We start from the raw sequence: 25,025 nt of genomic DNA, 5'->3' as shown, positions 1-25,025 counted from the left end.
TCACTCTACTCCTTTTACGAAAATTTGATAATAGTAAAAGCCCCGAATAGAGCTTCTATTATTTTTTTTAGGCAATGATCCCTGCCCCTAATTTAAAATTAAATTTTATTAATTTCCCTCATATCATTTATAGGACTTGCATATCTTTTAATAGCAAGTCCTAGGGGGGAAAGCATGAGTAGCTCATTAATCAATGAACTAATTACATTAACTATTATGGGATCTGCGCTAGGTTTAGATGCATTCTCAGTTGGGTTAGGAATGGGAGTTATACAACTAAAATTTAAACAGATCATTAATGTCGGCATTGTAATCGGACTCTTTCATGTAATAATGCCCTTATTAGGAATGATCATTGGATATGAGTTAACCGAAAATCTGGGACGATTTGCTGTATTACTTGGCGGATTTTTATTAATGGGAATAGGCTTTCACATGATTTATGCAACTTTATTTGGTAAAGAAGAAAATAAATATTCACCGACAGGAGTAGGTTTACTTCTTTTTGCATTTAGTGTAAGTGTGGACAGCTTTTCGGTTGGAATTAGCTTAGGAACATTTGGTGCTAAAACATGGCTAACCATTTTACTAATCGGTATTATCAGTACAATTTTAACTTGGGCTGGATTACTTTTAGGAAGAAGAGTAGAACAGGAACTCGGAAAATTTGGAGAACTATTAGGTGGTTCGTTCTTATTGATTTTCGGAATAAAACTATTATTTTTTTCTTAAAAGATACATAAGGTGAATAAGAGCTAAGGATGGAGAAAATTGGAGACAATTGCCCCATCCTTTTATTTTTTAGTAAAATAGATTAAATAAAACGTTCAGATAAATGAGGGTGAGGTATTAAGATGGAAAATATATTATTTGTTTGTACCGGAAATACATGTAGAAGCCCAATGGCGGAAGCACTATTAAGACATCATGGTAATGAGTTCTATCAGGTCAAGTCTGCTGGAGTATTTGCTATGTCAGGCGACCCTGCTTCTCAAAATGCAATATTGGCACTAAAAAATAAAGGGATCGAAACAAATCATTCCTCGCAGCAAGTAAATGAAGATCTTTTGGAATGGTCTTCGAAAGTTTTATCAATGACATTGAGTCATAAACAAATGTTAGTTTCTAGGTTTCCTCAGTATAAGGATAGAATCTTTACATTTTATGAATATATAAACGGCCAAGCTAAAGATATTTCTGACCCTTATGGAGGATCATTAACAACTTATGAAAATACTTTGAGTGAATTAGAAGCGTTGATAAAACTGATTGTACAGAAACCAAACGAATATTAATTTAATCAGTGATTGGATGTTAATTAGATGCCCTAAATCTGAACATAATAGTGTAAGATAGAAATTGAAGTTAATTCAATACAAAAGAAAATTGAATCAAAGAGATCAATACGGGGGTTATCTAATGAAAGTAGCAATAGCATCTGATCATGGTGGATTAAATATTCGTCAAGAAATCATGAATTTAATGGATGAAATGGGTATTGAATACGAAGATTATGGTTGTGAGTGTGGTACATCTGTAGACTACCCAGATTATGCATTCCCAGTTGCACAAAAAGTTGCAAATGGAGAAGTTGACCGTGGAATATTAATTTGTGGGACAGGAATTGGCATGTCAATTGCCGCAAATAAAGTTGAAGGAATTCGATGTGCATTAGTACATGATACTTTCAGTGCAAAAGCAACTCGTGAACATAATGATACGAATATTCTAGCTATGGGGGAACGAGTAATCGGACCTGGTTTGGCAAGAGACATCGCAAAAATATGGTTAACGACTGAGTTTGAAGGCGGTCGACATGAAAATCGAGTAAACAAAATAAAAGACTACGAAAAAAATCATCAATTATAAAACCTAAACTAGAAGCCGTTAATCCAAAACATAATGTGAAGATTATCGGCTTTTTTAATAATGAGTCGAAAGGAGCAAAACAAATGAATGAAGAGTTAAGATTAGTAGCCGAGCAAATAAAATCATTATTAAACGAGCTAAATGATCATGTAAATTTTACAAGTGACCATGTTTTAGTCATTGGATGTAGCACTAGTGAGGTTAGTGGACAAAGAATTGGAACTTCAGGAACAATAGAAGTAGCAGAAGTTTTATTTAATGAGATTAAGGCTTTTCAAGATGAAACAGGGGTACAATTAGCATTTCAATGCTGTGAACATTTGAACAGAGCATTAGTTGTTCAAAGCAAGACGGCAAAAAGTTTACAACTCGACGAAGTAACTGTGATACCAGTTCGTACCGCAGGAGGAGCGCTTGCTTCATTCGCATTTAGACATTTGGATCAGGCTGTAATTGTTGAACACATTAAAGCGGATGCAGGGATTGATATTGGCGACACTTTAATCGGTATGCATTTAAAGCATGTGGCAGTTCCTTTAAGAACAAGTATTAAACAAGTTGGACAAGCTCATATAACGGCGGCAAAGACTCGTCCTAAGTTGATTGGTGGAGCACGTGCGGTTTACTCAATAAATGAAGACTTGAAATAAAACGTTTTTTAATATAATAGAATAGTTAAATGTTAGTTATTTGAAAGATATATCTTTCATTTTCAATGCAAAACATGGTAAAATAGAAAGGAATTCGGTCGTTTTATCGAATAATATAGTAAATTTATACTATTAATGTTCGTGTTTTACAAAAAGGGGGATATAACTGTGGAAAATTTAAAAAAGCAAGATCCATCATTGTATGAGGCAATACAGTTAGAGTTAGGTAGACAGCGTACTAAAATCGAGTTAATTGCTTCTGAAAACTTTGTAAGCGAAGCAGTAATGGAAGCCCAAGGTTCAGTATTAACAAATAAATATGCTGAAGGATATCCAAGCAAACGATACTATGGCGGTTGTGAATATGTTGATATCACAGAAAACATTGCAAGAGACCGTGCAAAAGAAATATTCGGAGCAGAACACGTAAATGTTCAACCTCATTCAGGTGCTCAAGCGAATATGGCAGTTTATTTCACTATTTTAAAACATGGTGATACAGTATTAGGTATGAATTTATCACATGGTGGTCATTTAACTCACGGAAGTCCAGTAAACTTCAGTGGGGTACAATATAACTTCGTTGAGTATGGAGTAGATCCAGAAACTCAAGTAATTAACTATGAAGATGTATTAGAAAAAGCTAAAGCACATAAGCCTAAATTAATTGTAGCTGGTGCAAGTGCTTATCCAAGAGCAATTGACTTTAAAAAATTCAGAGAAATTGCAGATGAAGTTGGAGCTTACTTAATGGTTGATATGGCACATATCGCTGGTTTAGTGGCAACAGGTCTTCATCAAAATCCAGTTCCATATGCTGATTTTGTTACAACAACTACTCATAAAACATTACGTGGACCACGTGGTGGTATGATTTTATGTAAAGAAGAATTCGCAAAAGCGATTGATAAATCAATCTTCCCTGGAATTCAAGGTGGACCATTAATGCACGTAATTGCAGCAAAAGCTGTAGCATTTGGTGAAGCATTACAAGAAGATTTTAAAAAGTATGCACAAGCGATCATCGATAACGCTGCTCGTTTAGCAGAAGGCTTAAAATCTCACGGTTTAAATTTAGTATCTGGTGGCACAGATAATCACTTAATTTTAATTGACGTTCGTTCATTAGAGTTAACTGGTAAAGTTGCTGAGCACGTATTAGATGAAGTTGGTATTACATGTAACAAAAATACAATTCCATTTGATCCAGCAAGTCCATTTGTAACAAGTGGTATCCGTATCGGTACTGCTGCTGTAACTTCAAGAGGATTTACTTTAGAAGATATGGATGAAATTGCATCAATCATTGCTGAAACATTAAAAAACCACGAAAATCAAGAAGTACTAGAAGCATCTCGTAATCGAGTTAATGCTTTATCTAGCAAATACGAATTATATCCTACGTTTTAATAAATAAAGTATAAAGTAAGCTATCTTTAGAACTGCATTTTCAACATTGAAGGTGCAGTAATCCTAAAGATAGCCTTATTTTTTTAAAAGTTTGTGATAAAGTTCACAAAAAGTTCATTTAAACTTGTGAAAAACTTCACATTAGCTATTTGAAATGGAGTACAATAACTCATGTAAACAGCAATTAAAAACTATTAAAACGGAGGCAAAAATTTATGTTTATTAATTTTTTAAGAACTAATAAAATTGCATCTGGTTTCTTAACTATTATTCGTCTTTATTTAGGTTATGAGTGGATTCATGCAGGTTGGGGTAAGTTAACAGCTGGCGGATTCGATGCTTCAGGATTTTTAGGATTTGCAGTTAAAAGTGCCTCAGGTGAACATCCAGCAGTTCAAGGCTGGTGGGCAGACTTCCTTACAAACTTTGCAATACCAAACATCAATTTATTTAACTTTTTAGTACCTATTGGAGAATTCGCAATCGGACTTGGACTTATTCTTGGATGTTTTACAAAAACAGCAATGTTCTTTGGTTTAATGATGAACTTCGCATTTATGTTTAGTGGTACAACTAGCACAAATCCACAAATGGTATTATTAGGAATCTTTATTATAATTGCTGGTTCAAATGCAGGACGTATCGGATTAGATCATTATATTAGCAAGTTTTTTAATAAAAAAAATTCTTTCACTCCAAAAGTACCAGATCATAATTTAAGTAAAGCATCTTAACTATACACAAAAAGAGGGAACCAATTGGTTCTCTCTTTGCGTTTAAGATAAATACTTCTCTGTCTTTTAATAATGTGGAAAAGGAGTTTTTTATCCAAAATGGGTCAAAATAGCAATTAGATTAGTAAAAATAGGAAATATTGAAGTTTGATTGTAAAAAGATCTAAATTAATTCTAAGCGATTGTAAGATGTGGCTTGAATTATTTAACCGCTTTCGGTATTCTTTTTAAGAATAATAAATTACTAAGTATTTGCAAGGAGCGATAAAAGTGAGTAAAGTATACGTTTTTGATCATCCGTTAATTCAGCATAAAGTTTCTTTAATTCGTAGAAAAGACACTGGAACAAAAGAATTTCGTGCACTAGTTGATGAGGTTGCAGGCTTAATGGCATTTGAAATCACACGCGATCTACCATTACAGGAAGTGGAAATCCAAACACCAGTAGCAACTGCAAAGGCGAAAGTTATTGCTGGTAAAAAATTAGGGATTGTACCAATTTTACGTGCAGGTTTAGGAATGGTTGATGGCTTCCTTCAATTAGTTCCTGCAGCTAAGGTTGGACATGTTGGATTGTACCGCGATCCTGAGACTTTAAAACCGGTTGAATATTATGTTAAACTTCCTACGGATGTAGAAGAGCGTGACTTCATTGTGATTGATCCAATGCTTGCGACAGGTGGATCAGCAGTTGAAGCAATCAACTCTTTAAAAACACGAGGTGCTAAAAATATTAAGTTTATGTGCTTAATTGCAGCTCCAGAAGGTGTTGAAGTTTTACAAAAAGCACATCCAGATGTGGACATTTACATAGCAGCCCTTGATGAAAAATTAAATGATCATGGTTATATTGTTCCTGGTCTTGGCGACGCTGGAGATCGTTTATTCGGTACAAAGTAATTTACATTTTTTAAAGCTTTCCTAGCATAGGAGAGCTTTTTTCACATTAAGAAAGTATAAATTTGCAGCTAGGTAACTTATTTATTCGACGTAGTCACCATTTTTAGGAATTGAGTATAAATGCAACTGATCGTCTACCTTCGCCTAAAAGGCTCGTCAGTCAACGAGTTTTCTTTCTATTAAAAGGGGTATAATAATTAAAAATTTGAACGTGAAATAAGGATTGGTAAGTTAAAGGGGATTAGGGAATGTCACTCGAAAAACAAAGGTTAATAATAGATGCAGCACGACTATACTATGATTCTGACTTTAGTCAACAAGAGATCGCGACACAATTAGGAATCTCTCGTCCAACTGTATCTAGATTACTTCAACAAGCAAAGGAATTGGGATATGTACGCATTGAAATTATTGACCCCTTAGAAGGTAATCAAGATTTAGCCCGAGAGTTAAAGAAGAAATATAATTTACAAACTGTTGAGGTTTGCTATTCACCAATTGATGACTACAATGAAGTTTTGCAAACTATCACTAAAAAAGCTGCGGATGTGTTAGTAGATTTAGTCCATGATGGTGACGTTGTAGGAGTAACTTGGGGAACAACGATGTATCATATTGCAACGAAGTTAAGTAATAAACAAGTAAAGGGTGTAGAAGTAATTCAGCTAAACGGTGGAGTAAGTTACTCTAAAACGAATACTTATGCATCTGAAACGGTCAATTTGTTTGCCGAAGCATTTAACACCGTTCCAAGATATTTACCACTACCAGTTATTTTTGATAATCCACAAGTAAAACAAATGGTCGAGGAAGATCGCCATATTGGTCGATTAATCGATTTGGGAAAACAATCAAATGTTGCAATTTTTACTGTAGGAACTGTTAAAAAAGATGCTCTGTTATTTAGAGTTGGCTACTTAAACGAGAAGGAAGAGACGGACTTGCAAACATTTGCTGTTGGAGACATTTGCTCACGTTTTTTTGATAAAGAAGGAAATATTTATTCTGAACTTCTTGATCGACGAACGATTGGAATTGAGTTAGATGAGCTAAGAAGTAAAGAGAAGTCTATTTTAGTCGCAGGTGGAGAAAGAAAAATAAACGCTATTCACGGTGCTTTAATGGGTAAATATGCAAACGTATTAATAACTGATCAATTTACTGCAAAAAGATTGCTAGAGCAGGGATAGAAAGAGGTAACGTTAACCCTCGATATCAGATATTTTTACAATTAAAAAGAGGCGTCTTTTGTGTCAGTTAACCTGACTTAGGAGACAGCCTCTTTTTTTATTTAATAGGAAAAATTATCATTGAACATAAGTTCAAATTGTATTTTACAAAATTTCATAGCGGTGTTATAGTAAAGACATATTCAAAGTAACTTAGTAAATAAACATTTTTTTATAATAAAACCATTAAGGGAGCGACTATATATGAATTACGCAAAATTAGTAGATCACACATTATTACGAGCTGACGCAAAAAGAGAAGAAATTGCAAAACTAGCTGAAGAAGCAAAAGAATTTAGCTTTGCATCAGTTTGTATCAATCCTACTTGGGTTTCTTATGCAAGTGAATTATTAAAGGATTCTTCTGTAAAGGTTTGTACGGTAATTGGTTTCCCTCTAGGAGCAAACACACCTGAAGTAAAAGCATTCGAAACTACAAACGCAATTGAAAATGGTGCTGAGGAAGTTGATATGGTTATCAATATTTCCGCATTAAAAGAAAAAAATGACGAATTAGTTGAAAGAGATGTACGTGCAGTTGTTGAAGCTGCTAAAGGTAAAGCTTTAGTAAAAGTAATTATTGAGACTTGTCTTTTAACTGATGAAGAAAAAGTTAGAGCATGTGAATTATCAGTTAAAGCTGGTGCTGACTTTGTAAAAACATCAACAGGATTCTCAACTGGTGGAGCAACTGTAGAAGACGTTACATTAATGCGTAAAACTGTTGGAGAAAACGTAGGCGTTAAAGCTTCTGGTGGTGTTCGTAACTTAAAAGACGTAGAAAATGTAGTAGCTGCTGGTGCAAACCGTATCGGAACAAGCTCAGGCGTTAAAATTGTTCAAGGTGAAGAAGCAAACACAGCTTATTAATTTCAAAATAATTTTAAAATAAAAAAAAGTGAGTGAGTTATTGCTCTTTAGCTCTTACGTTGGTAATATGGTAAAGCGAAGACAAAACTCACACACTTTAATAAAGAATTACCTAACAATTCGTTAAAGGGTGATAAATATGAATACACAATCATTAATCAACGAAGCTTTAAAGGCTCGTGAAAACGCATACGCTCCTTACTCAAAATTCAAAGTAGGTGCAGCAATTTTATTGAATAATCAAACCGTCTACACAGGTTGTAACGTTGAAAATGCTTCTTATGGACTAACAAATTGTGCAGAAAGAACTGCTATATTTAGTGCGGTAGCTGCAGGTAACGGTTCAGCAAAGATCGAATCAATCGCAATAGTAGGGGACACTGAAGGTCCAATTTCACCATGTGGAGCATGTAGACAAGTAATCGCAGAATTTAGTGATGAAAATACAAAAGTATACTTAACTAACTTAAAAGGTGACATCGCTGAAACAACTGTTAAGGAATTACTTCCTGGGTCATTTAGTTCAAAAGATTTACAAGGTTAATCCTTGTCTGACATCTAACTTCTATATGATGTCTGACATCCAACAAATAAAAAGTTGTGTTCGTTTTGAAAGCGCTTATATTAAATAAAAATAAATTTATTGGATTTTCGGGGGAGAAACATGAAATATATTATAGCTCTTGTTGGATTACTAGTTGTTTTCGGTCTTGCTTTCATCGCTAGTAGTGATCGTAAAAACATTAAATACCGTCCAGTCGTAATTATGGTCGTTCTACAAATCATCTTAGCATTCTTATTATTAAATACAGAAGTTGGTTTAGTATTAATTAAAGGGATTTCTAACGGATTTGGAAAGTTATTAGAATACGCTGCTGAAGGGGTTAATTTCGTATTTGGCGGAATGGCAAATGAAGGTGCATTTCCTTTCTTCACAGGTGTATTATTACCAATCGTATTCATTTCTGCTTTAATTGGTATTTTACAATATACAAAGATTTTACCGTTTGTTATTAAATACATTGGGTTAATCTTAAGCAAAATCAATGGTATGGGTAAATTAGAGTCTTACAATGCAGTTGCATCTGCAATTTTAGGACAATCTGAAGTTTTTATTTCAGTAAAAAAACAATTAGGTCATTTACCTAAAAATCGTTTATATACACTTTGTGCATCAGCAATGTCAACAGTATCTATGTCTATCGTAGGCGCATATATGACTATGGTTGAACCAAAATATGTCGTAACAGCAATTGTCTTAAACTTATTTGGTGGATTTATTATTTCATCAATCATCAATCCTTACACTGTTTCAGCTGAAGAGGATATCTTAACGGTACAAGAAGAAGAAAAACAAACGTTCTTCGAAATGCTTGGTGAGTATATTTTAGATGGTTTCAAAGTAGCAATCATCGTTGCAGCAATGTTAATTGGATTTGTTGCATTAATTGGTGGGATCAATAATATTTTTGATATGATTTTTGGAATCTCATTCCAAGGAATTTTAGGTTATGTATTTGCTCCATTCGCATTCATTATGGGTGTACCATTTAAAGAAGCGGTTGATGCAGGTAGTATTATGGCAACAAAACTTGTTTCAAACGAGTTCGTTGCAATGATGGATTTAGCAAAACAAGGTAAAGAATTCTCAACTCGTACATTAGGAATTGTATCAGTATTCCTTGTATCATTTGCTAACTTCTCATCAATTGGTATTATTGCAGGTGCGGTTAAAGGTTTACATGAAAAACAAGGTAATGTTGTCGCTCGTTTCGGTTTAAAATTATTATTTGGTGCAACGTTAGTAAGTGTTTTAACGGCAATTATCGTAGGGATCGTTTTAAAATAATTTAATCCAAGCGTTTGACTTAGATCAGGCGCTTGTATTTTTTTTTCTAATCTTAAAGTAGGAGGGTTGAGTTAAAAAGTGAATTTTTAACAATTTTCTTTTTAACAAGTCACTATGGGAGCTGTAGGTTTACTATTATCTGGTGCAACTCTGTTTTTAAATAGTCTTGTTTTATTAAATAAAGCGAATGCTAAAAGTGCAGCATTATTAAACTTATTTGTTGGTACATTACAAATCGTTTTTCCTATCTACTTATTAATGCATTTAGGTGCTGGTAAGTGGGAATTATTTAATACGGCAAGTATTTTCTTTTTTGGTATTACTTATTTATATAATGGATTTACAAATCTTAAAGGTTTTAATGGAACAGGCTTAGGCTGGTTCTCCCTTTGGGTATCTATCATGTCTGTACTTTGGGCTTTCGTGAACTTCGCTATAATTCATGATGTTGTAGGCGGACTATTATGGGTTATGTGGGCATATTTATGGTATCTATTCTTTGCTGGCCTAGTATTAGGTAAGAAAATAGAACGATATACAGGGATCGTTGCAATGATTCAATCTTGGACTACAATTACTCTTCCTGCATTTTTTATGCTTTTAGGGATTTGGCAGGAGACAGTAATTTCAAATGCATGGATCGTAGTTTTAGGAGCATCAATATTGTATTTTATTATCCATGAAGTTAAAGCGTATGTTACAAATAAAAAATTCCAGTTGTTTAACCAACCCGAATTAAAAAATTAATGATAATACAAAAGACTAACTTTTAGGGAAGCTTAATGCTTTACCTAGAGTTAGTCTTTTTTTATTTTGAAAACTTTGTAGGTTCTAGAGAAAATTACCTTTTTATACATGATTGAACGATTAGTGAGAAAGCTAAAAAGAAAATATCTTATATAAAGGAGAACCTGCATTGAATGAAAAATTACTTTCTTAAAATAATTATTTGTCTAGTTTTTTTACTATTTCCATTTAAAGATGTTTATGTAAATGCACATGAACAACAAAAACAAGTAGCTTTAATTTCGGTTAAAGATGGAATGATTACACAGGCGATAAAATATATTGCTGAACGTTTCCCGAATGTAACCGTAAGGCAACAATACACTGAAACGTACTATGGTTTTTCAGTATCGGGTTCTCTAGAAGAGTTATCACAGTTAGCTAAAATGCCGTTAGTAAAGGATATGCATTTTGTTACAACTTACAGAGCTCATTTAGAAGATAGCATCCCTTTTATTGGAGCAGACGAAGCTCAATTATATAAGGATCAAAGGGGAAGAAAGATTACGGGTGAAGGCGTTAAGGTAGGAGTAATCGATACTGGTGTAGACTACAGACATCCTGATTTGAAATCAAATTATGGTGGCGGTTACGATACGATTGATTTAGATAAAGACCCAATGGAAACTAAACTTGAAGAAAAAAGTACATTTCATGGTACTCATGTAGCTGGTGTAATAGCTGCTAATGGAAAAAGAAAAGGCGTTGCCCCTAAGGCAACCATCTATGCATACCGTGCTCTTGGCCCTGGTGGCGTTGGTACATCTGAAACGGTTATGGCTGCAATTGAGCGAGCAGTGAAGGATAAAGTAGATATTATTAATTTATCTCTTGGTAATGATGTCAACGGACCAGACTGGCCGACAAGTATTGCGTTAGATAAGGCAGTAGAGAAGGGTGTACTTGCAATTACAGCTGCAGGAAATTCTGGACCAGGATTATGGACTGTCGGTTCTCCTGCAACTGCATCAAAGGCTTTAACAGTTGGTGCGAGCTATCCACCTGTTCTTTTTCCATCTATACATGTAAAAAATAAAGAGACAATTATTAGCCCTATGATCGGATCTGCTAAATGGATTAAAGGTTTAAATGGACGATTTGTATTTAAGAAATATGGGGAAAAGCGTGATTTAAAAAGAGTAAAAGACAAAATTGTCTTGCTTGAAAGAGGAAAAATCACATTCACTGATAAAGTAAAAAATGCTCAAGATGCTGGTGCTAAAGCTGTTATTGTCTTTAATAATATTGATGGGAATTTCATCGGACAAATTAAAGGTAAATTTACTGTTCCAGCTGCGACTATTTCAAGAAAAGAAGGCTTAATGATTAAGAAAATCATTGAAAAAAATAAAGTGGAAGCTAAAACTGGACATGAAAAGAAGGTTGATATTCTAGCGGATTTCAGCTCTAGAGGACCAGTAACAGGTACTTGGCAAATGAAACCCGATTTATTAGCTCCAGGTGTACAAATAAAAAGTACAATTCCGGGTGGGTATTTAGCACTTCAAGGGACGAGTATGGCAAGTCCACACGTTGCAGGAGCAGCCGCTCTAGTAAAACAATTGCACCCAGATTGGAGCATGGAGGATTTAAAAAGTGTGCTAGTCAATACAGCAACACCATTATATAAGAATAATAAAAAGATGTATCATGCGTACGAACAAGGGGCTGGAAGATTAGATATTGAAAAAGCACTAGAGACTGAGACAACATTATTCCCGACGTCTTTATCTTTAGGAGTAACGAGAAAAACAGATTTACAAGTAAAGAAAGATTTTGTCGTAAGAATTTCTAATAAATCAAATATGCCAAAACAAGTTACAGCTATAAATAATCAGCCAGCCACTGGAATACAATGGGTATTACCTAAGCCTTTTACAATTCCAGCGCACACTAGCAAAAAGATTAATCTTACTGCAACAGTAGATACGAAAGTATTAAGAGATGGATTTTATGATGGGGCAATTACGTTTAGTACAAATGATGATGAAAATCTAAGAATGCCGTTTTTATTACTTCAAGGAGAACCGAACTTTCCGTCAGTAATGGGATTTCACTTTGGAAGAGTAAAAGGTAAAAATCGCTATAAATATGAACTTTATTTACCAAGTAAGGTTGAGGAATACAAAATTGCTGTTTTTGAATCAGAAACATTCCGTTTGTTAGGTGTAATTGATGAACAGGAGAATAGTAAAAGGGGAATTATCAAAAAGGAATTAGTTTTAAAAGACTTTCCAAAAAGTGGAATTTATAAGTTTGTGATCTTTTATAAACGTAAACAATATGAAAGTGCAACGGAATCTTACGTCAATGTAGCGAAAATTTATGTTGAAGACTAAAAATTGGTAAGTAATTTTTAATAGTTTTTTAATTTAGGTAATTGACACATTTTTGTAACATATTGTATGCTTAACATGAATGTTTAAAAGGGTTTTCATTGTATGTAAATACTATGTTATTAAAATTTTTTGAACGTTTTGTGAACGTTTTGTGAACAATTTGTGAACGTTTTCAATGTTTAGAGATTTTAGCAAAAATTTGTTGTAGAATTAACCATGATAAGACTTTTGGCAATTTTTTGAGAATGAAAATTGACATGGAGGGATTTTGTATGAAAAACAACAATCAACATCCTCTTAAAGCAATGGCACTCATGTCTTCCATTCTAGCTCAGCTTGTCGGTTCTATTCTCATAGGCATCTTTTTAGGAAGATGGATTGATTCATTTTTTAATTGGCCAGTACCAGTATTTATGATCATCTTTTTACTGTTAGGATTATTTACTGGAATCTATGGCACGCTTAAATTAGTTAAGCAATTCACACCAGGGGACTAGTTACATGCAAAAAGATAATTTTAGACGATTCACACGAGATATGTTGTATATCATTGCTTTAGCTGTTTTAGGTTGGGCATTTACCGACTATAAAACAATATTCACAGGCTATATTCTCGGAACAGTAACTAGCTTTTATTGTATATGGATTCTACACAGAAAGATAAATACCTTCTTTGACCGAGTTTTAAAGCAACAAAAAGTTCGATCTTTAGGTACTGTAATTTGTCTTTCAGCGGTGGCTCTAGCTATGGTCATCGCGCTTCGGTATGAAAATTTTGTGAGCATACCGGCACTAACTGCGGGACTAATGACAGGACATCTTGTCATTATGATACATTTTGCATTACAACAAACGTCTTTTGCAAGGAAGAGAGGTGAATAAATTGGAACACGGCACTTATGGTTTTAAATTTATTGGTTTAGATTTTACGTTAACAAATGTTCTAATGACTACCATTGCTGCAGTAATCGTCTTTATCATCGCAGTTACATGCGCAAGAAGTCTACAATTACGCCCATCAGGAAAGCAAAACTTTTTAGAGTGGGTTATAGATTTCGTTAAAGGGATTATCAACAGTACAATGGATTGGGAAACTGGTGGTCGCTTCCTTACACTAGGTGTGACATTACTTATGTACATATTTGTTTCAAATATGTTAGGTCTACCATTCGATATCTCATTCGATGGAAACTCAGTTTGGAAATCACCTACATCAGACCCAGTCATTACTTTATCATTAGCAATCTTTATAGTTGGTTTATCACATTATTATGGTATTAAGATGCGCGGTTTTGGAGCGTATGGTAAAACATTCTTCCAACCAATGCCATTCTTATTCCCATTAAAAATTATTGAAGAATTAGCAAACACATTAACGCTAGGTCTTCGACTTTACGGTAACATTTACGCGGGGGAAATCTTACTAGGTTTACTTGCAACAATGGGTACACATGCTTATGCAGCAAGCGCAGGAGAAGGCGTTCTTTGGACAATTGCAGCGGCAATACCAATGATCGTATGGCAGGGATTCTCTGTATTCGTTGGTTCAATCCAAGCGTTTATCTTCGTAATGTTAACAATGGTTTACTTGTCACATAAAGTGGCGGACGAGCATTAATCTGCTCATTAAAATTGGTAGTTAGATAAAAATTATAAAAAAAAATATATTTCTTATGATTAAGAAGGAGGAAATTTAAAATGGCTTTAATCGCAGCGGCAATCGCAATAGGTTTAGGTGCACTAGGTGCAGGTATTGGTAACGGTTTAATTGTATCACGTACAGTAGAAGGTGTTGCTCGTCAACCAGAATTACGTTCAACTCTTCAAACTTTAATGTTCATCGGGGTTGCATTAGTTGAGGCACTTCCAATCATCGCGGTAGTTATCGCATTCATGGCATTTGGTAAAGCTTAAGATTTTATACAAGCAGTTAAAAAATGGCGAAGTTTGTGTTCACATTTACTTCGCCATTACTTTATGACACTTTTGTTGTAAAGATTGAATTTTGAAAGTAAAGCTAAGGTCGGTAAGAGTCCTAGGCTATGTTATAAAAAAAGAAAAATTATTAAATGATACCCTCGAAGGGAGTGAAGGCTTGTGTTAAACGGTTCATTATTCGTAATCGGTGAAGCAAACGGACATGGTATACCTTGGGGCGATGTAGCGTTTCAATTAGTAATCTTCTTAATCCTACTTGCTTTATTACGTAAGTATGCATTAGGACCTGTAATGGGAATTATGAAACAACGTGAAGATCACATCGCTAATCAATTAGACTCAGCTGAGAAAAACAACGCTGATGCAATGAAACTAGTTGAAGAGCAAAAGCAAGAGTTAGTTGCTGCTCGAACTGAAGCTCGTGAGCTTCTTGAGAAAGCTAGAAAGCAAGCTGACGTACAACGTGAAGAAATCGTTGCCGCAGCAAAAGCAGAAGCTGAAAACTTGAAAGAAAGCGCTAAACGTGAAATTACACGTGAAAAAGAGCTTGCAGTACAATCAGTTCAACAACAAGTTGCTTCATTATCTGTATTAATTGCTTCTAAAGTACTTGAAAAAGAAGTGAAGTCTGAAGACCAATCTGCTATTTTTGATCAATATCTTAAAGAAGTAGGCGAAGCTAAATGAGTAACGAATTAGTTGCAAAACGCTACGCAAACGCTCTTTTTGAATTAGCAACTGAACAAAACTTAGTAGAAACTGTTGAACATGACTTACAAGTAGTGAAAAAGGAGTATGTAGAAAACTTAGAATTAAATAAGTTTTTACAACACCCTGGTATCACAAAAGAAAGCAAAAAGTCTGTCCTAAACGACACGTTTGCTTCAATCTCTGAAACGGTATTAAATCTAGTATGCTTATTAGTTGATCGTGGACGTATGAGCACTATTTCTAACTTAGTGACTGAATATGTAAAAATTGCGAATGAAACTCGTAATATTGCAGATGCAACAGTTTACTCTGTGAAGGCAATGTCTTCTGAAGAACTAGATAAAATTGGAGCGTTATTCGCTTCTAAATTAGGTAAAAACTCAATACGTTTGAAAAACGAAATTGACCCATCTTTAATTGGTGGTTATAAAGTTCGTGTTGGAAACCGTATTTTTGACGGCAGTTTAAAAAATAAACTTGTTCGAATTGAACGTGAATTAATCGCAAAATAGTTTGTAGATAGGGGTGAAATGCATGAGCATCAAAGCTGAAGAAATCAGTGCGCTGATTAAAAAGCAAATCGAAAATTACCAAACTGAAATAGAAGTTAGTGATGTTGGTACAGTTATCCAAGTTGGTGACGGTATCGCTCGTGCTCATGGTCTTGACCAATGTATGTCTGGAGAGCTAGTTGAGTTCTCTAACGGCGTTATGGGACTAGCACAAAACTTAGAAGAAAACAACGTAGGTATTATCATCTTAGGACCTTACACAGGCATTAAAGAAGGCGACGAAGTTCGTCGTACTGGACGCATCATGCAAGTTCCAGTTGGTGAAGCATTAGTAGGACGTGTAGTAAACTCATTAGGTTTACCAGTTGATGGTTTAGGCCCAATCGAAACAACTAAATCTCGTCCAATTGAAAACGCTGCTCCAGGCGTAATGGCACGTAAATCAGTACATGAGCCATTACAAACAGGTATCAAAGCGATCGACGCTCTTGTACCAATCGGACGTGGTCAACGTGAGTTAATTATCGGTGACCGTCAAACTGGTAAAACAGCTGTTGCTATCGATACAATCCTTAACCAAGCTGACCAAAACATGATCTGTATCTATGTTGCAATCGGTCAAAAAGAATCAACAGTTCGTGGACTTGTTGAAACTTTACGTAAGCATGGCGCATTAGATTACACAATCGTTGTAACTGCACCTGCTTCATCTCCAGCTCCAATGTTATACTTAGCTCCTTTCGCTGGTGTAACAATGGGTGAAGAGTTTATGTACAATGGTAAACACGTATTAGTAGTATACGATGATTTATCAAAACAAGCGGTAGCTTACCGTGAGCTTTCACTATTATTAAAACGTCCTCCAGGTCGTGAAGCATATCCAGGGGATGTATTCTACTTACACTCTCGCTTATTAGAGCGTGCAGCTAAGTTAAATGATGAGTTAGGTGGCGGTTCATTAACTGCATTACCATTCATTGAAACACAAGCTGGTGATATCTCAGCTTATATTCCAACAAACGTAATCTCGATTACTGACGGACAAATCTTCTTACAGTCTGACTTATTCTTCTCTGGCGTACGTCCAGCGATCAATGCAGGTCTTTCTGTATCACGTGTTGGTGGTTCAGCGCAAACTAAGGCGATGAAATCAGTAGCAGGTACGCTACGTCTTGACTTAGCGTCATTCCGTGAGCTTGAAGCATTTGCTGCGTTCGGTTCAGACTTAGATAAAGCAACTCAAGCTAAACTTAACCGTGGTGCTCGTACAGTTGAAATCCTTAAACAAGGTTTACACAAACCATTAAAAGTAGAAAAACAAGTAACATCTTTATATGCATTAACACGTGGCCACTTAGACAGCGTAGCAGTTGAAGACATTACTCGTTTTGAAGAAGAAATGTTAGCTTGGATGGACGTTAACGCTAAAGGTCTTTTAGATGCTATTCGTGATACTGGTAAATTACCAAACGAAGCTGACCTTGACGCTGCAATCACAAGCTTTAAAAAGAACTTTATTGCTTCTAAATAAGAAGGCGATTTAAATATCTGGATTTGAAGGATCGGGCATTAGCTCGTCCTTCATTTAACTGTTTACCAAAAGGTGGTGAAAACCTGTGGCATCATTACGCGATATAAAAACAAAAATTAATTCAACAAAAAAGACAAGCCAAATCACAAAAGCGATGGAGATGGTTTCTGCTGCGAAATTAAACCGTGCTGAGCAAAACTCTAAGCAATTCGTTCCTTACATGGAAAAAATGCAAGAGGTAGTTGGTAGCGTGGCAAAAGGTGTAAACAGTAGACATCCGATGCTAGTAACTCGTCCAGTTAAAAAGACTGGTTACATTGTCATCACTTCTGACCGTGGTTTAGCGGGTGCATTTAATAGTAACGTATTACGTGCGGTAACTAATACAATTAAAGCGCGTCATAAATCGAATGATGAATTTGCAATTATTGTACTAGGTCGAGTTGGACGTGACTACTTTAAGCGTTTAGGTTACCCAATCGTTGAAGAGGTTCTTGGACTTCCAGATCAACCTTCATTCGATGATATTCAAAAATTTGCTAATCGTACAGTTCAAATGTACACAGATGGCATTTTTGATGAACTTTACTTATCATATAATCATTTCGTAAGTAAGATTTCTCAAGAAGTTACTGAGAAAAAGCTATTACCTTTAACAGATATTGACACAGGTAAGGCAACAACTAATTACGAATTTGAACCATCTGATGATGAAATCTTAGAAGTTTTACTGCCTCAATATGCAGAAAGCTTAATCTTTGGTGCATTATTAGACAGTAAAGCTAGTGAACACGCTTCACGTATGACAGCGATGAAAAGTGCAACTGATAATGCGAAAGAAGTTATTAGTAAGCTTACTCTTCACTATAACCGTGCGCGTCAAGCAGCAATTACACAAGAAATTACTGAAATCGTCGGTGGAGCAGCAGCACTTGGCTAATCTGCTTACAACGGCTATATAAATTGATCGGCTTTTAATGAAACAATGCTAGGAGGAAAAGCGATGAGCAATGGTATTATTACTCAGGTATTAGGTCCAGTAGTAGACGTAAAGTTCGAAAACGGCCAATTACCACAAATATATAATGCGTTACGTGTTCGTAAAGAAGCGGGCGATGCAAACGAAGTAAACATTGATTTAACATTAGAAGTTGCTCTTCACTTAGGTGACGATACTGTTCGTACAGTTGCAATGGCTTCAACTGATGGATTAGTACGTGGAATGGAAGCAGTTAACACAGGTAAACCAATTTCGGTTCCAGTTGGAGACGCTACATTAGGACGCGTATTCAATGTGTTAGGTGACAACATTGACTTAGACGAAGAACTTGGAGAAGACGTACGTCGTGACCCAATTCACCGTCAAGCACCTAAATTTGAAGAATTAACTACAAAAGTAGAAATCCTTGAAACTGGTATCAAAGTAGTAGACTTATTAGCTCCTTACATCAAAGGTGGTAAAATCGGTCTATTCGGTGGTGCAGGTGTAGGTAAAACTGTATTAATTCAAGAATTAATTAACAACATCGCACAAGAGCACGGCGGTATCTCAGTATTCGCTGGTGTAGGTGAGCGTACTCGTGAAGGTAACGACTTATACCACGAAATGAGCGACTCTGGCGTTATCAAGAAAACAGCGATGGTATTCGGACAAATGAACGAACCACCTGGTGCACGTCAACGTGTTGCCCTAACTGGTTTAACAATGGCTGAATATTTCCGTGATGAGCAAGGACAAGACGTGTTATTCTTTATCGATAACATCTTCCGTTTCACTCAAGCAGGTTCTGAGGTTTCTGCCCTATTAGGTCGTATGCCTTCTGCGGTAGGTTACCAACCAACTCTTGCTACTGAAATGGGTCAATTACAAGAGCGTATCACTTCAACAAACAAAGGTTCTGTAACTTCGATTCAAGCGATTTACGTTCCTGCCGATGACTATACGGATCCAGCACCAGCTACAGCGTTCGCTCACTTAGATGCAACAACAAACTTAGAGCGTCGTTTATCTGAGATGGGTATTTACCCAGCGGTAGATCCATTAGCATCTACATCTCGTGCATTAAACCCTGAAATCGTTGGTGAAGAGCACTATGAAGTAGCTCGTCAAGTACAATCAACTTTACAACGTTATAGAGAACTTCAAGATATCATCGCAATCTTAGGTATGGATGAGTTATCAGAAGAAGATAAATTAGTCGTAGCTCGTGCTCGTCGTATTCAATTCTTCTTATCTCAAAACTTCCACGTTGCGGAGCAATTCACAGGACAAAAAGGTTCTTACGTACCAGTTAAAGAAACTGTTAGTGGGTTCAAAGAGATCTTAGAAGGTAAATATGATACTCTTCCAGAAGATGCATTCCGTTTAGTTGGACGCATTGAAGAAGTAGTAGAAAAAGCAAAAACACTAGTATAATAATTGTCTAATCGAAAGCTTGTTCATCATTCTAACTGAATGGACTTGATTAGCTCACGAAGCTAGACAGGAGGAGTTCACTATGAAGACAATGAAAGTCAGTATCGTCACTCCTAATGGACCGGCTTATGAAGGCGAAACAGAATTCGTTAGCACGAAAGCAACTAGCGGTGAGCTAGGTATTTTACCAGGACACATTTCAACTGTGGCACCGTTAGCAACAGCACCTGTTAAAATTAAAACACCAGCTGGAACAGATTACGTTGCAGTTAGTGGCGGATTCATTGAAATTCGACCTGAAGCCGTTACAATATTGGCTCAATCTGCTGAAGCATCAACTGAAATCGACGTTGAGCGTGCAGTAGAAGCAAAAAAACGTGCAGAACAACGTCTACATGACAGACGCCCTGACACAGATATCAAACGTGCAGAACTTGCTTTACACAAAGCAATGAACCGTTTAAACGTAGCACAATATAAGTAATTAAAAAAAGAGCCCTTGTTGGGCTCTTTTTTTGTTGGGTTATTTTGGGGTGGGTTTAATTAAAATCGGGGAAGGTGCAATTAAGAAGTTATGAGAGTGCAAGTGCAAATAAATTTAAATGAGTAGCAAATAAACTGTAGGTGCAAATAAAATCGATGAAACTGCAAACTACAATTAAATCTATGAAAAATGCAAATAAAACAGGCACATCTTAATAAAATATTGAATTTATGATCAGCTTTAATTAAAATTTGTTAGTTTCATCGAAATATGATTTAGTATTAGACTAAATCTAATTAAATTACTGAAAAAGTGGTTGTTATTGACTCAATTTTTATGATTTGTATTAGAAGGTATCTGCACAAAAAATCTTTAATAGAAAAAGTGAGGTGACTTTTTGATGATATTAAAAGAACGAACTGTTCCGTTGGTTATTAAAAAATTGGAGGCTCTATTAAGGAGATTACCTAGTGATCATCCCCAATGGTCAAGAATTGAGGAGGATCTATTCAAGTACAAAGCAGGTTATCAGGGTGAAAAGGCTTTAGATTATCATCTTAGTTTTTTTCCAAAAGAGCGTAGTTTCATTTTGCATGATGTAAGGTTAGTAGATGATTTTAAGCATTTTTTAAATCGATACGATTATAATAACCCAATGTGTACTAATCATTATTGAGGTAAGGAATTTAATTGGTACTTTGTATTTTGATCAAAATTTTAATCAATTTATTCGATCAATTGATGGGAAAGAGGAGTCATTTACAAACCCCATTGTTCAAGTTGATAGGCAAAAAAGGCAACTTACACAGTGGCTACGAAAACATAATTATATAAATTTAAGTGTTATACCCTACGTAATTATAAGTAGTCCAAAAATAATAATAAAAGCTTCATCAAATCAAAGTGAGATTGCAAAAAAAGTTTTTCATTCTGAGTTACTTTATAAAAAAGTTGAGGAGTTAGAGTTGGAATTTAAAACCGATTTTTATACACAGAAAGAAATAAGGAGATTAGCTAACCTGTTAATAAAGCAACATCAGCTTTCAGATCAAATATATTAGATAAGTATAATATCGATAAAAATGAACAACTAACTGGTGTAATTTGCATTAATTGTCATCAGTTTTCAATGGTTCGAGATAAAGGGAATTGGATTTGCAAGAATTGCTTATATGTTTCAATAGTAGCACATATTAGTGCTTTAGTTGATTACTTTTTGTTAATTGGAAACTCGATAAATAATAAACAAGTTAGAGACTTTCTCCATATACCCTCTTTCTAAAACGCTTCAAGACTCCTACGCAAACTAAACCTACCATCATCAGGAACAAAAAAAGACAAAACGCATTATTTAGACGAGTTGTCACAGCAACCCTCTTTTTAGTTTAATTCCAATCCCGCTGTTGTTAAAACACCATTTCTTGAGATTTTTAAAAGGTATTCTGCCATGTGTTTTTTTGTGTATGGCATGTCATTTTCAACCCAAAATGAAATTACGCTGAGAGTTGCGCCTGCTATATAACTTACTAATAGGTCACCTGGGACAAGGTATTTATTCTTTTTTGGCTGTATGAATGCTATGCCTTTTTCGAACGTTTTTGATAATACTTCGTAAAGTCTTCTTCTAAAAATATTTGGTCCTTGTCGTTTTAGGAGGACTTTGTAAAAGTAGCTGTTTTTTTCGATATGTTCGAATAGATGGAAGTAGGATTTTAAGGCCATTTCATCGAGTGAGTGTGGGTTTCCGTCATACTTACTAAAATCTACATTTTTCATAGCGCTGTCCAAATCAACTAGTTTTTCTCTAACGATTTGGCGCACCATTTGGTATTTGTCTTCATAGTGGCTATAAAAGGTTGCTCTGTTAACGTTTGCTTTTTTAGTTATATCTTGTACACTGATCGCTTCGAATTCTTTATCTGATAATAGTGTAATTAATGCATCTTGTAAAAGTTGTCTAGTTCGAATGACACGAGGGTCAAGATTATTTTTTATGCTCATTTTAAAACTCCTTTATTAAATAACTTTAAGAAATTAAACAGTTAATAATAGTAGTGTTGCTTAAACAACAAATTTTTAATTATTAACGGTTGAGTACGTTTATAAATCAATTATAATTAAAAACTATGAGAAGTAAAACGACAATGTGTTGCTTTACTTTTGTTACCTATATAGAGAAACGATTAAAAATTTAGGAGGAATTTTATTTATGGGGAACATGAAGAAAATGGTGTTTGTTAACATAATTACTTTAATCATATTAGTTGCTGGTGGATTTGCTGGTTATTACTACTATGATCAATCAACAAATTATATAAAAACTGATAATGCAAAAATAGATGGGCAACAAATTGTTATTTCATCTCCTGCTGCTGGTAAGCTTGAGTCATGGTCAGGTACATTCGGAAAAACATTTTCACCAAATGAATCAATCGGGAAAGTTTTAACTGCTCCTCAAACAGCTGGGGATACTGTACATGAAGTATCAGTTTCAGTGCCAACAAATGCTACTATTGTTCAAGCAAATGCAATTAAAGATCAATTGGTTGGAACGGGTTCAACTCTTGGTTATGCATATAACTTAGATAATCTTTGGGTTACTGCAAATATAAAAGAAACTGAAGTAGAAGATGTGAAAAAAGGTCAAGAGGTTGATGTATATGTTGACGCATATCCAGATACTACTTTAACAGGTACTGTGGAATTTGTTGGATTAACAACTGCAAATACATTTAGTTTATTACCTTCTGGAAACTCTAATGCAAACTATACGAAAGTTGAGCAGGTTGTACCTGTAAGAATTGCTTTAGATCATAATAAGTCATTTGAAATTGTTCCAGGAATGAATGCTTCTGTTCGTATCCATAAGTAAGGAGGAATTTCAATGTCAACAGGAATGATCATTGCATATGGAGGGTTTTGCTTAATTGTTTTCTTTATTATTAATCGAATTGTATTAAGAAATAAAGAAAATGACCTAAAAATAGATAAAAGAGAAGAAATGGTCCAAACGGAAGAACCAAATAAAATAGAAAAAACGGAAGAAATTCAAAAGAAATCAATTCCATCTGAGCCAAGTGAAAAACAGAGCTTTAGCATGGGAAAAGTTTTGACAGTACTATTACTAGGTATGTTCGTGTCTATTTTAAATCAGACATTAATAAATGTTGCTTTACCGAAGTTAATGGCAGATTTTAATGTAACTACTTCGACTGCACAATGGTTATCTACTGGTTTTATGTTAGTGAATGGTATTTTAATTCCGGTCAGTGCTTACTTAGTTGATACATTTACTTATCGAAAATTATTTATCTTTTCGATGATTGCCTTTACAATCGGTTCAATTATTTGTGCTTTATCAGGAAACTTCCCAGTTATGATGGCAGGTCGCGTAGTTCAAGCTGTCGGGGCTGGTATTTTAATGCCGCTTGGTATGAATATCTTTATGACGATCTTCCCGCCTGAAAAGCGTGGGGCTGCAATGGGATTAATGGGGATTGCAATGATTCTAGCGCCAGCTATTGGTCCTACAATAACTGGTTATGTAGTTCAAGATTATTCTTGGCATTTCTTATTTTACGGAATGGCTGTGTTAGGTGTCATTTCAATCATTTTGTCTAATGCTTGGTTTCATATTTCACGTAAACGTTCATTTCCAACTTTAGATATTTGGGGAGTAATAAGCTCGTCACTTGGATTCGGAAGTTTATTATATGGATTCAGTGAAGCTGGTAATAAAGGTTGGGGTAGCACTGAAGTAGTTCTTTCTTTAGTAATTGCTGGTATCAGTTTAGGTTTATTTGTGTGGAGAGAATTAACTGCTAAACAACCATTAATCAATTTAAAAGTATTTAAATCATTTTCGTTTACTTACACATTATTAATTAACTTAATTGTTACGACTGCTTTATACGGAGGGATGATTTTGCTACCTCTTTATTTACAAAACATCCGCGGGTTTACACCAATTAGAGCAGGATTATTATTACTTCCTGGTTCATTAATTATGGGTGCTCTTGGACCACTTACAGGTAAGCTATTCGATAAATATGGTATCCGTCCTTTAGCGATTTTTGGTCTACTTATTATGACTTTTACAACTTATGAGTTCACTAAATTGTCTATTGATACACCGTATTTAAAAATTATGTTTTTCTATACTTTACGTTCATTCGGTATGTCATTTATTATGATGCCAATTATGACTGCTGGTTTAAATAAGTTACCTCTTAAGATGATTTCTCATGGTACTGCAACTCAAAATACACTACGACAAGTTGCAGGTTCGGTAGGTACAGCAGTCCTTGTTACAATTATGACGACTCAAACGACTAATCACATGGCAGACTTCTCAAATGAAGTAACGTCAACGAATCCGTTCATTATGGATTGGGTTCATCAAACAGGCGCACAGTTAGCTGGTGCAGCTGGAGTAACCCCTTCTCAAGGTGGAGCTTTAGCAATTACAACACTTTATAGTCAGGCGTCTAAATTAGCATCTATTAATGGAATCAATGATGCATTTATCTTTGCAACTGCATTGTCTGGTATTGCATTAGTACTTTCATTCTTTATGGGAAGTACAAAAAGTAGAAAGTTTGCGCAACCTAAATCTAAAAATCAAAATAAGCAGTCTTCAGAAACGATTGCATCTTAAAAAAAGGCCAGTTCATGATTTTGAACTGGTTTTTTTTTCGACAATTATCACTATTTTTTAATTTGTGGGAATTGTGAATAACTTTCTGTGGATTTGTGGATAACTCTTATACTGATATACAATTTTAGTAACTGGTAATG

At 35.0% G+C, this 25,025-nt stretch carries 28 protein-coding genes; 27 read left to right on the top strand and 1 reads right to left on the bottom strand.

Going from position 1 to position 25,025, the window contains the following annotated elements; all coding sequences use genetic code 11:
* Positions 1-174 precede the first annotated feature (174 nt).
* From CN514_RS17885 to CN514_RS17765, 25 genes are all read left to right on the top strand, one after another.
* Complete coding sequence (locus CN514_RS17885) at positions 175-732, top strand: manganese efflux pump MntP (RefSeq protein ID WP_098233761.1); 558 nt, start codon at positions 175-177, stop codon at positions 730-732.
* Positions 733-854: 122 nt separating this feature from the next.
* Positions 855-1,295, top strand: coding sequence for a low molecular weight protein arginine phosphatase (locus CN514_RS17880; RefSeq protein ID WP_098233760.1), 441 nt, complete (start codon positions 855-857; stop codon positions 1,293-1,295).
* A gap of 124 nt (positions 1,296-1,419) precedes the next feature.
* A complete protein-coding gene (rpiB, locus tag CN514_RS17875; protein ID WP_025568584.1) occupies positions 1,420-1,869 on the top strand; it encodes a ribose 5-phosphate isomerase B in 450 nt (149 codons plus the stop codon).
* Between the two features lie 83 nt (positions 1,870-1,952).
* Positions 1,953-2,519, top strand: a complete 567-nt coding sequence (locus CN514_RS17870) for a TIGR01440 family protein (protein WP_098233759.1) — start codon at positions 1,953-1,955, stop codon at positions 2,517-2,519.
* Between the two features lie 168 nt (positions 2,520-2,687).
* Positions 2,688-3,929, top strand: coding sequence for a serine hydroxymethyltransferase (gene glyA / locus CN514_RS17865; RefSeq protein WP_141529411.1), 1,242 nt, complete (start codon positions 2,688-2,690; stop codon positions 3,927-3,929).
* A 215-nt stretch (positions 3,930-4,144) separates the two neighbouring features.
* Complete coding sequence (locus CN514_RS17860) at positions 4,145-4,663, top strand: DoxX family protein (RefSeq protein ID WP_098233757.1); 519 nt, start codon at positions 4,145-4,147, stop codon at positions 4,661-4,663.
* Positions 4,664-4,933: 270 nt separating this feature from the next.
* Positions 4,934-5,563 (top strand): uracil phosphoribosyltransferase, encoded by a 630-nt coding sequence (gene upp / locus CN514_RS17855; RefSeq protein WP_098233756.1) that lies wholly within the window; start codon positions 4,934-4,936, stop codon positions 5,561-5,563.
* Between the two features lie 248 nt (positions 5,564-5,811).
* Positions 5,812-6,753 (top strand): DNA-binding transcriptional repressor DeoR, encoded by a 942-nt coding sequence (locus CN514_RS17850; RefSeq protein WP_098233755.1) that lies wholly within the window; start codon positions 5,812-5,814, stop codon positions 6,751-6,753.
* Between the two features lie 243 nt (positions 6,754-6,996).
* Positions 6,997-7,662, top strand: a complete 666-nt coding sequence (deoC, locus tag CN514_RS17845) for a deoxyribose-phosphate aldolase (RefSeq protein ID WP_098233754.1) — start codon at positions 6,997-6,999, stop codon at positions 7,660-7,662.
* 139 nt (positions 7,663-7,801) lie between these two features.
* Positions 7,802-8,206, top strand: a complete 405-nt coding sequence (locus tag CN514_RS17840; protein WP_069033737.1) for a cytidine deaminase — start codon at positions 7,802-7,804, stop codon at positions 8,204-8,206.
* 120 nt (positions 8,207-8,326) lie between these two features.
* Positions 8,327-9,511, top strand: a complete 1,185-nt coding sequence (locus CN514_RS17835) for a NupC/NupG family nucleoside CNT transporter (protein WP_098233753.1) — start codon at positions 8,327-8,329, stop codon at positions 9,509-9,511.
* A gap of 114 nt (positions 9,512-9,625) precedes the next feature.
* A complete protein-coding gene (locus CN514_RS17830) occupies positions 9,626-10,258 on the top strand; it encodes an AmiS/UreI family transporter (RefSeq protein ID WP_098233752.1) in 633 nt (210 codons plus the stop codon).
* A 173-nt stretch (positions 10,259-10,431) separates the two neighbouring features.
* Complete coding sequence (locus CN514_RS17825) at positions 10,432-12,636, top strand: S8 family serine peptidase (protein ID WP_098233751.1); 2,205 nt, start codon at positions 10,432-10,434, stop codon at positions 12,634-12,636.
* Positions 12,637-12,908: 272 nt separating this feature from the next.
* Positions 12,909-13,133 carry an AtpZ/AtpI family protein gene (locus CN514_RS17820; protein ID WP_025568596.1) on the top strand — a complete coding sequence of 75 codons (225 nt, stop codon included), beginning with the start codon at positions 12,909-12,911 and terminating at the stop codon, positions 13,131-13,133.
* A 4-nt stretch (positions 13,134-13,137) separates the two neighbouring features.
* Positions 13,138-13,518 carry an ATP synthase subunit I gene (locus CN514_RS17815; protein ID WP_025568597.1) on the top strand — a complete coding sequence of 127 codons (381 nt, stop codon included), beginning with the start codon at positions 13,138-13,140 and terminating at the stop codon, positions 13,516-13,518.
* Between the two features lie 64 nt (positions 13,519-13,582).
* On the top strand, positions 13,583-14,254 hold the full coding sequence (atpB, locus tag CN514_RS17810) for a F0F1 ATP synthase subunit A (protein ID WP_435817601.1): 672 nt from the start codon (positions 13,583-13,585) through the stop codon (positions 14,252-14,254).
* A gap of 80 nt (positions 14,255-14,334) precedes the next feature.
* Positions 14,335-14,550 (top strand): F0F1 ATP synthase subunit C, encoded by a 216-nt coding sequence (atpE, locus tag CN514_RS17805; protein ID WP_025568599.1) that lies wholly within the window; start codon positions 14,335-14,337, stop codon positions 14,548-14,550.
* Positions 14,551-14,757: 207 nt separating this feature from the next.
* On the top strand, positions 14,758-15,261 hold the full coding sequence (atpF, locus tag CN514_RS17800) for a F0F1 ATP synthase subunit B (RefSeq protein ID WP_029715296.1): 504 nt from the start codon (positions 14,758-14,760) through the stop codon (positions 15,259-15,261).
* Positions 15,258-15,797 carry a F0F1 ATP synthase subunit delta gene (locus tag CN514_RS17795; protein ID WP_098233749.1) on the top strand — a complete coding sequence of 180 codons (540 nt, stop codon included), beginning with the start codon at positions 15,258-15,260 and terminating at the stop codon, positions 15,795-15,797. Before atpF ends, CN514_RS17795 begins: the two co-directional genes overlap by 4 nt.
* A 22-nt stretch (positions 15,798-15,819) precedes the next feature.
* The gene (atpA, locus tag CN514_RS17790; RefSeq protein WP_025568602.1) at positions 15,820-17,328 is read left to right on the top strand and encodes a F0F1 ATP synthase subunit alpha; all 1,509 of its coding nucleotides are present in this window, start codon (positions 15,820-15,822) and stop codon (positions 17,326-17,328) included.
* Positions 17,329-17,413: 85 nt separating this feature from the next.
* Positions 17,414-18,268, top strand: coding sequence for a F0F1 ATP synthase subunit gamma (locus CN514_RS17785; RefSeq protein ID WP_098233748.1), 855 nt, complete (start codon positions 17,414-17,416; stop codon positions 18,266-18,268).
* A 63-nt stretch (positions 18,269-18,331) separates the two neighbouring features.
* A complete protein-coding gene (atpD, locus tag CN514_RS17780) occupies positions 18,332-19,744 on the top strand; it encodes a F0F1 ATP synthase subunit beta (RefSeq protein WP_025568604.1) in 1,413 nt (470 codons plus the stop codon).
* An 82-nt stretch (positions 19,745-19,826) separates the two neighbouring features.
* Positions 19,827-20,228, top strand: a complete 402-nt coding sequence (locus tag CN514_RS17775; protein WP_098233747.1) for a F0F1 ATP synthase subunit epsilon — start codon at positions 19,827-19,829, stop codon at positions 20,226-20,228.
* 400 nt (positions 20,229-20,628) lie between these two features.
* Complete coding sequence (locus CN514_RS17770) at positions 20,629-20,904, top strand: hypothetical protein (RefSeq protein ID WP_098233746.1); 276 nt, start codon at positions 20,629-20,631, stop codon at positions 20,902-20,904.
* Positions 20,861-21,289, top strand: coding sequence for a nuclease-related domain-containing protein (locus tag CN514_RS17765; protein WP_098233745.1), 429 nt, complete (start codon positions 20,861-20,863; stop codon positions 21,287-21,289). The genes CN514_RS17770 and CN514_RS17765 overlap by 44 nt, the downstream gene beginning before the upstream one ends.
* Before the next feature lie 319 nt (positions 21,290-21,608).
* On the opposite strand, the gene CN514_RS17760 is transcribed toward CN514_RS17765, so the two are convergent.
* Positions 21,609-22,229, bottom strand: coding sequence for a TetR/AcrR family transcriptional regulator (locus tag CN514_RS17760; protein ID WP_098233744.1), 621 nt, complete (start codon positions 22,227-22,229; stop codon positions 21,609-21,611).
* Between the two features lie 226 nt (positions 22,230-22,455).
* Here CN514_RS17760 and CN514_RS17755 point away from each other — a divergent pair, with 226 nt between their 5' ends.
* Together CN514_RS17755 and CN514_RS17750 are read left to right on the top strand one after the other, a co-directional pair.
* Positions 22,456-23,100 carry an HlyD family secretion protein gene (locus CN514_RS17755; RefSeq protein ID WP_483295023.1) on the top strand — a complete coding sequence of 215 codons (645 nt, stop codon included), beginning with the start codon at positions 22,456-22,458 and terminating at the stop codon, positions 23,098-23,100.
* A gap of 12 nt (positions 23,101-23,112) precedes the next feature.
* Positions 23,113-24,885, top strand: a complete 1,773-nt coding sequence (locus CN514_RS17750) for a DHA2 family efflux MFS transporter permease subunit (RefSeq protein WP_098233742.1) — start codon at positions 23,113-23,115, stop codon at positions 24,883-24,885.
* Positions 24,886-25,025: the final 140 nt, after the last annotated feature.

Origin of the sequence: Bacillus sp. AFS001701 (genome assembly GCF_002559405.1) — a bacterium.
Lineage (GTDB): Bacteria > Bacillota > Bacilli > Bacillales > Bacillaceae_G > Gottfriedia.
The sequence above is the reverse complement of the archived record's forward strand: the minus strand, read 5'-3'. Positions and strand labels throughout refer to the sequence as shown.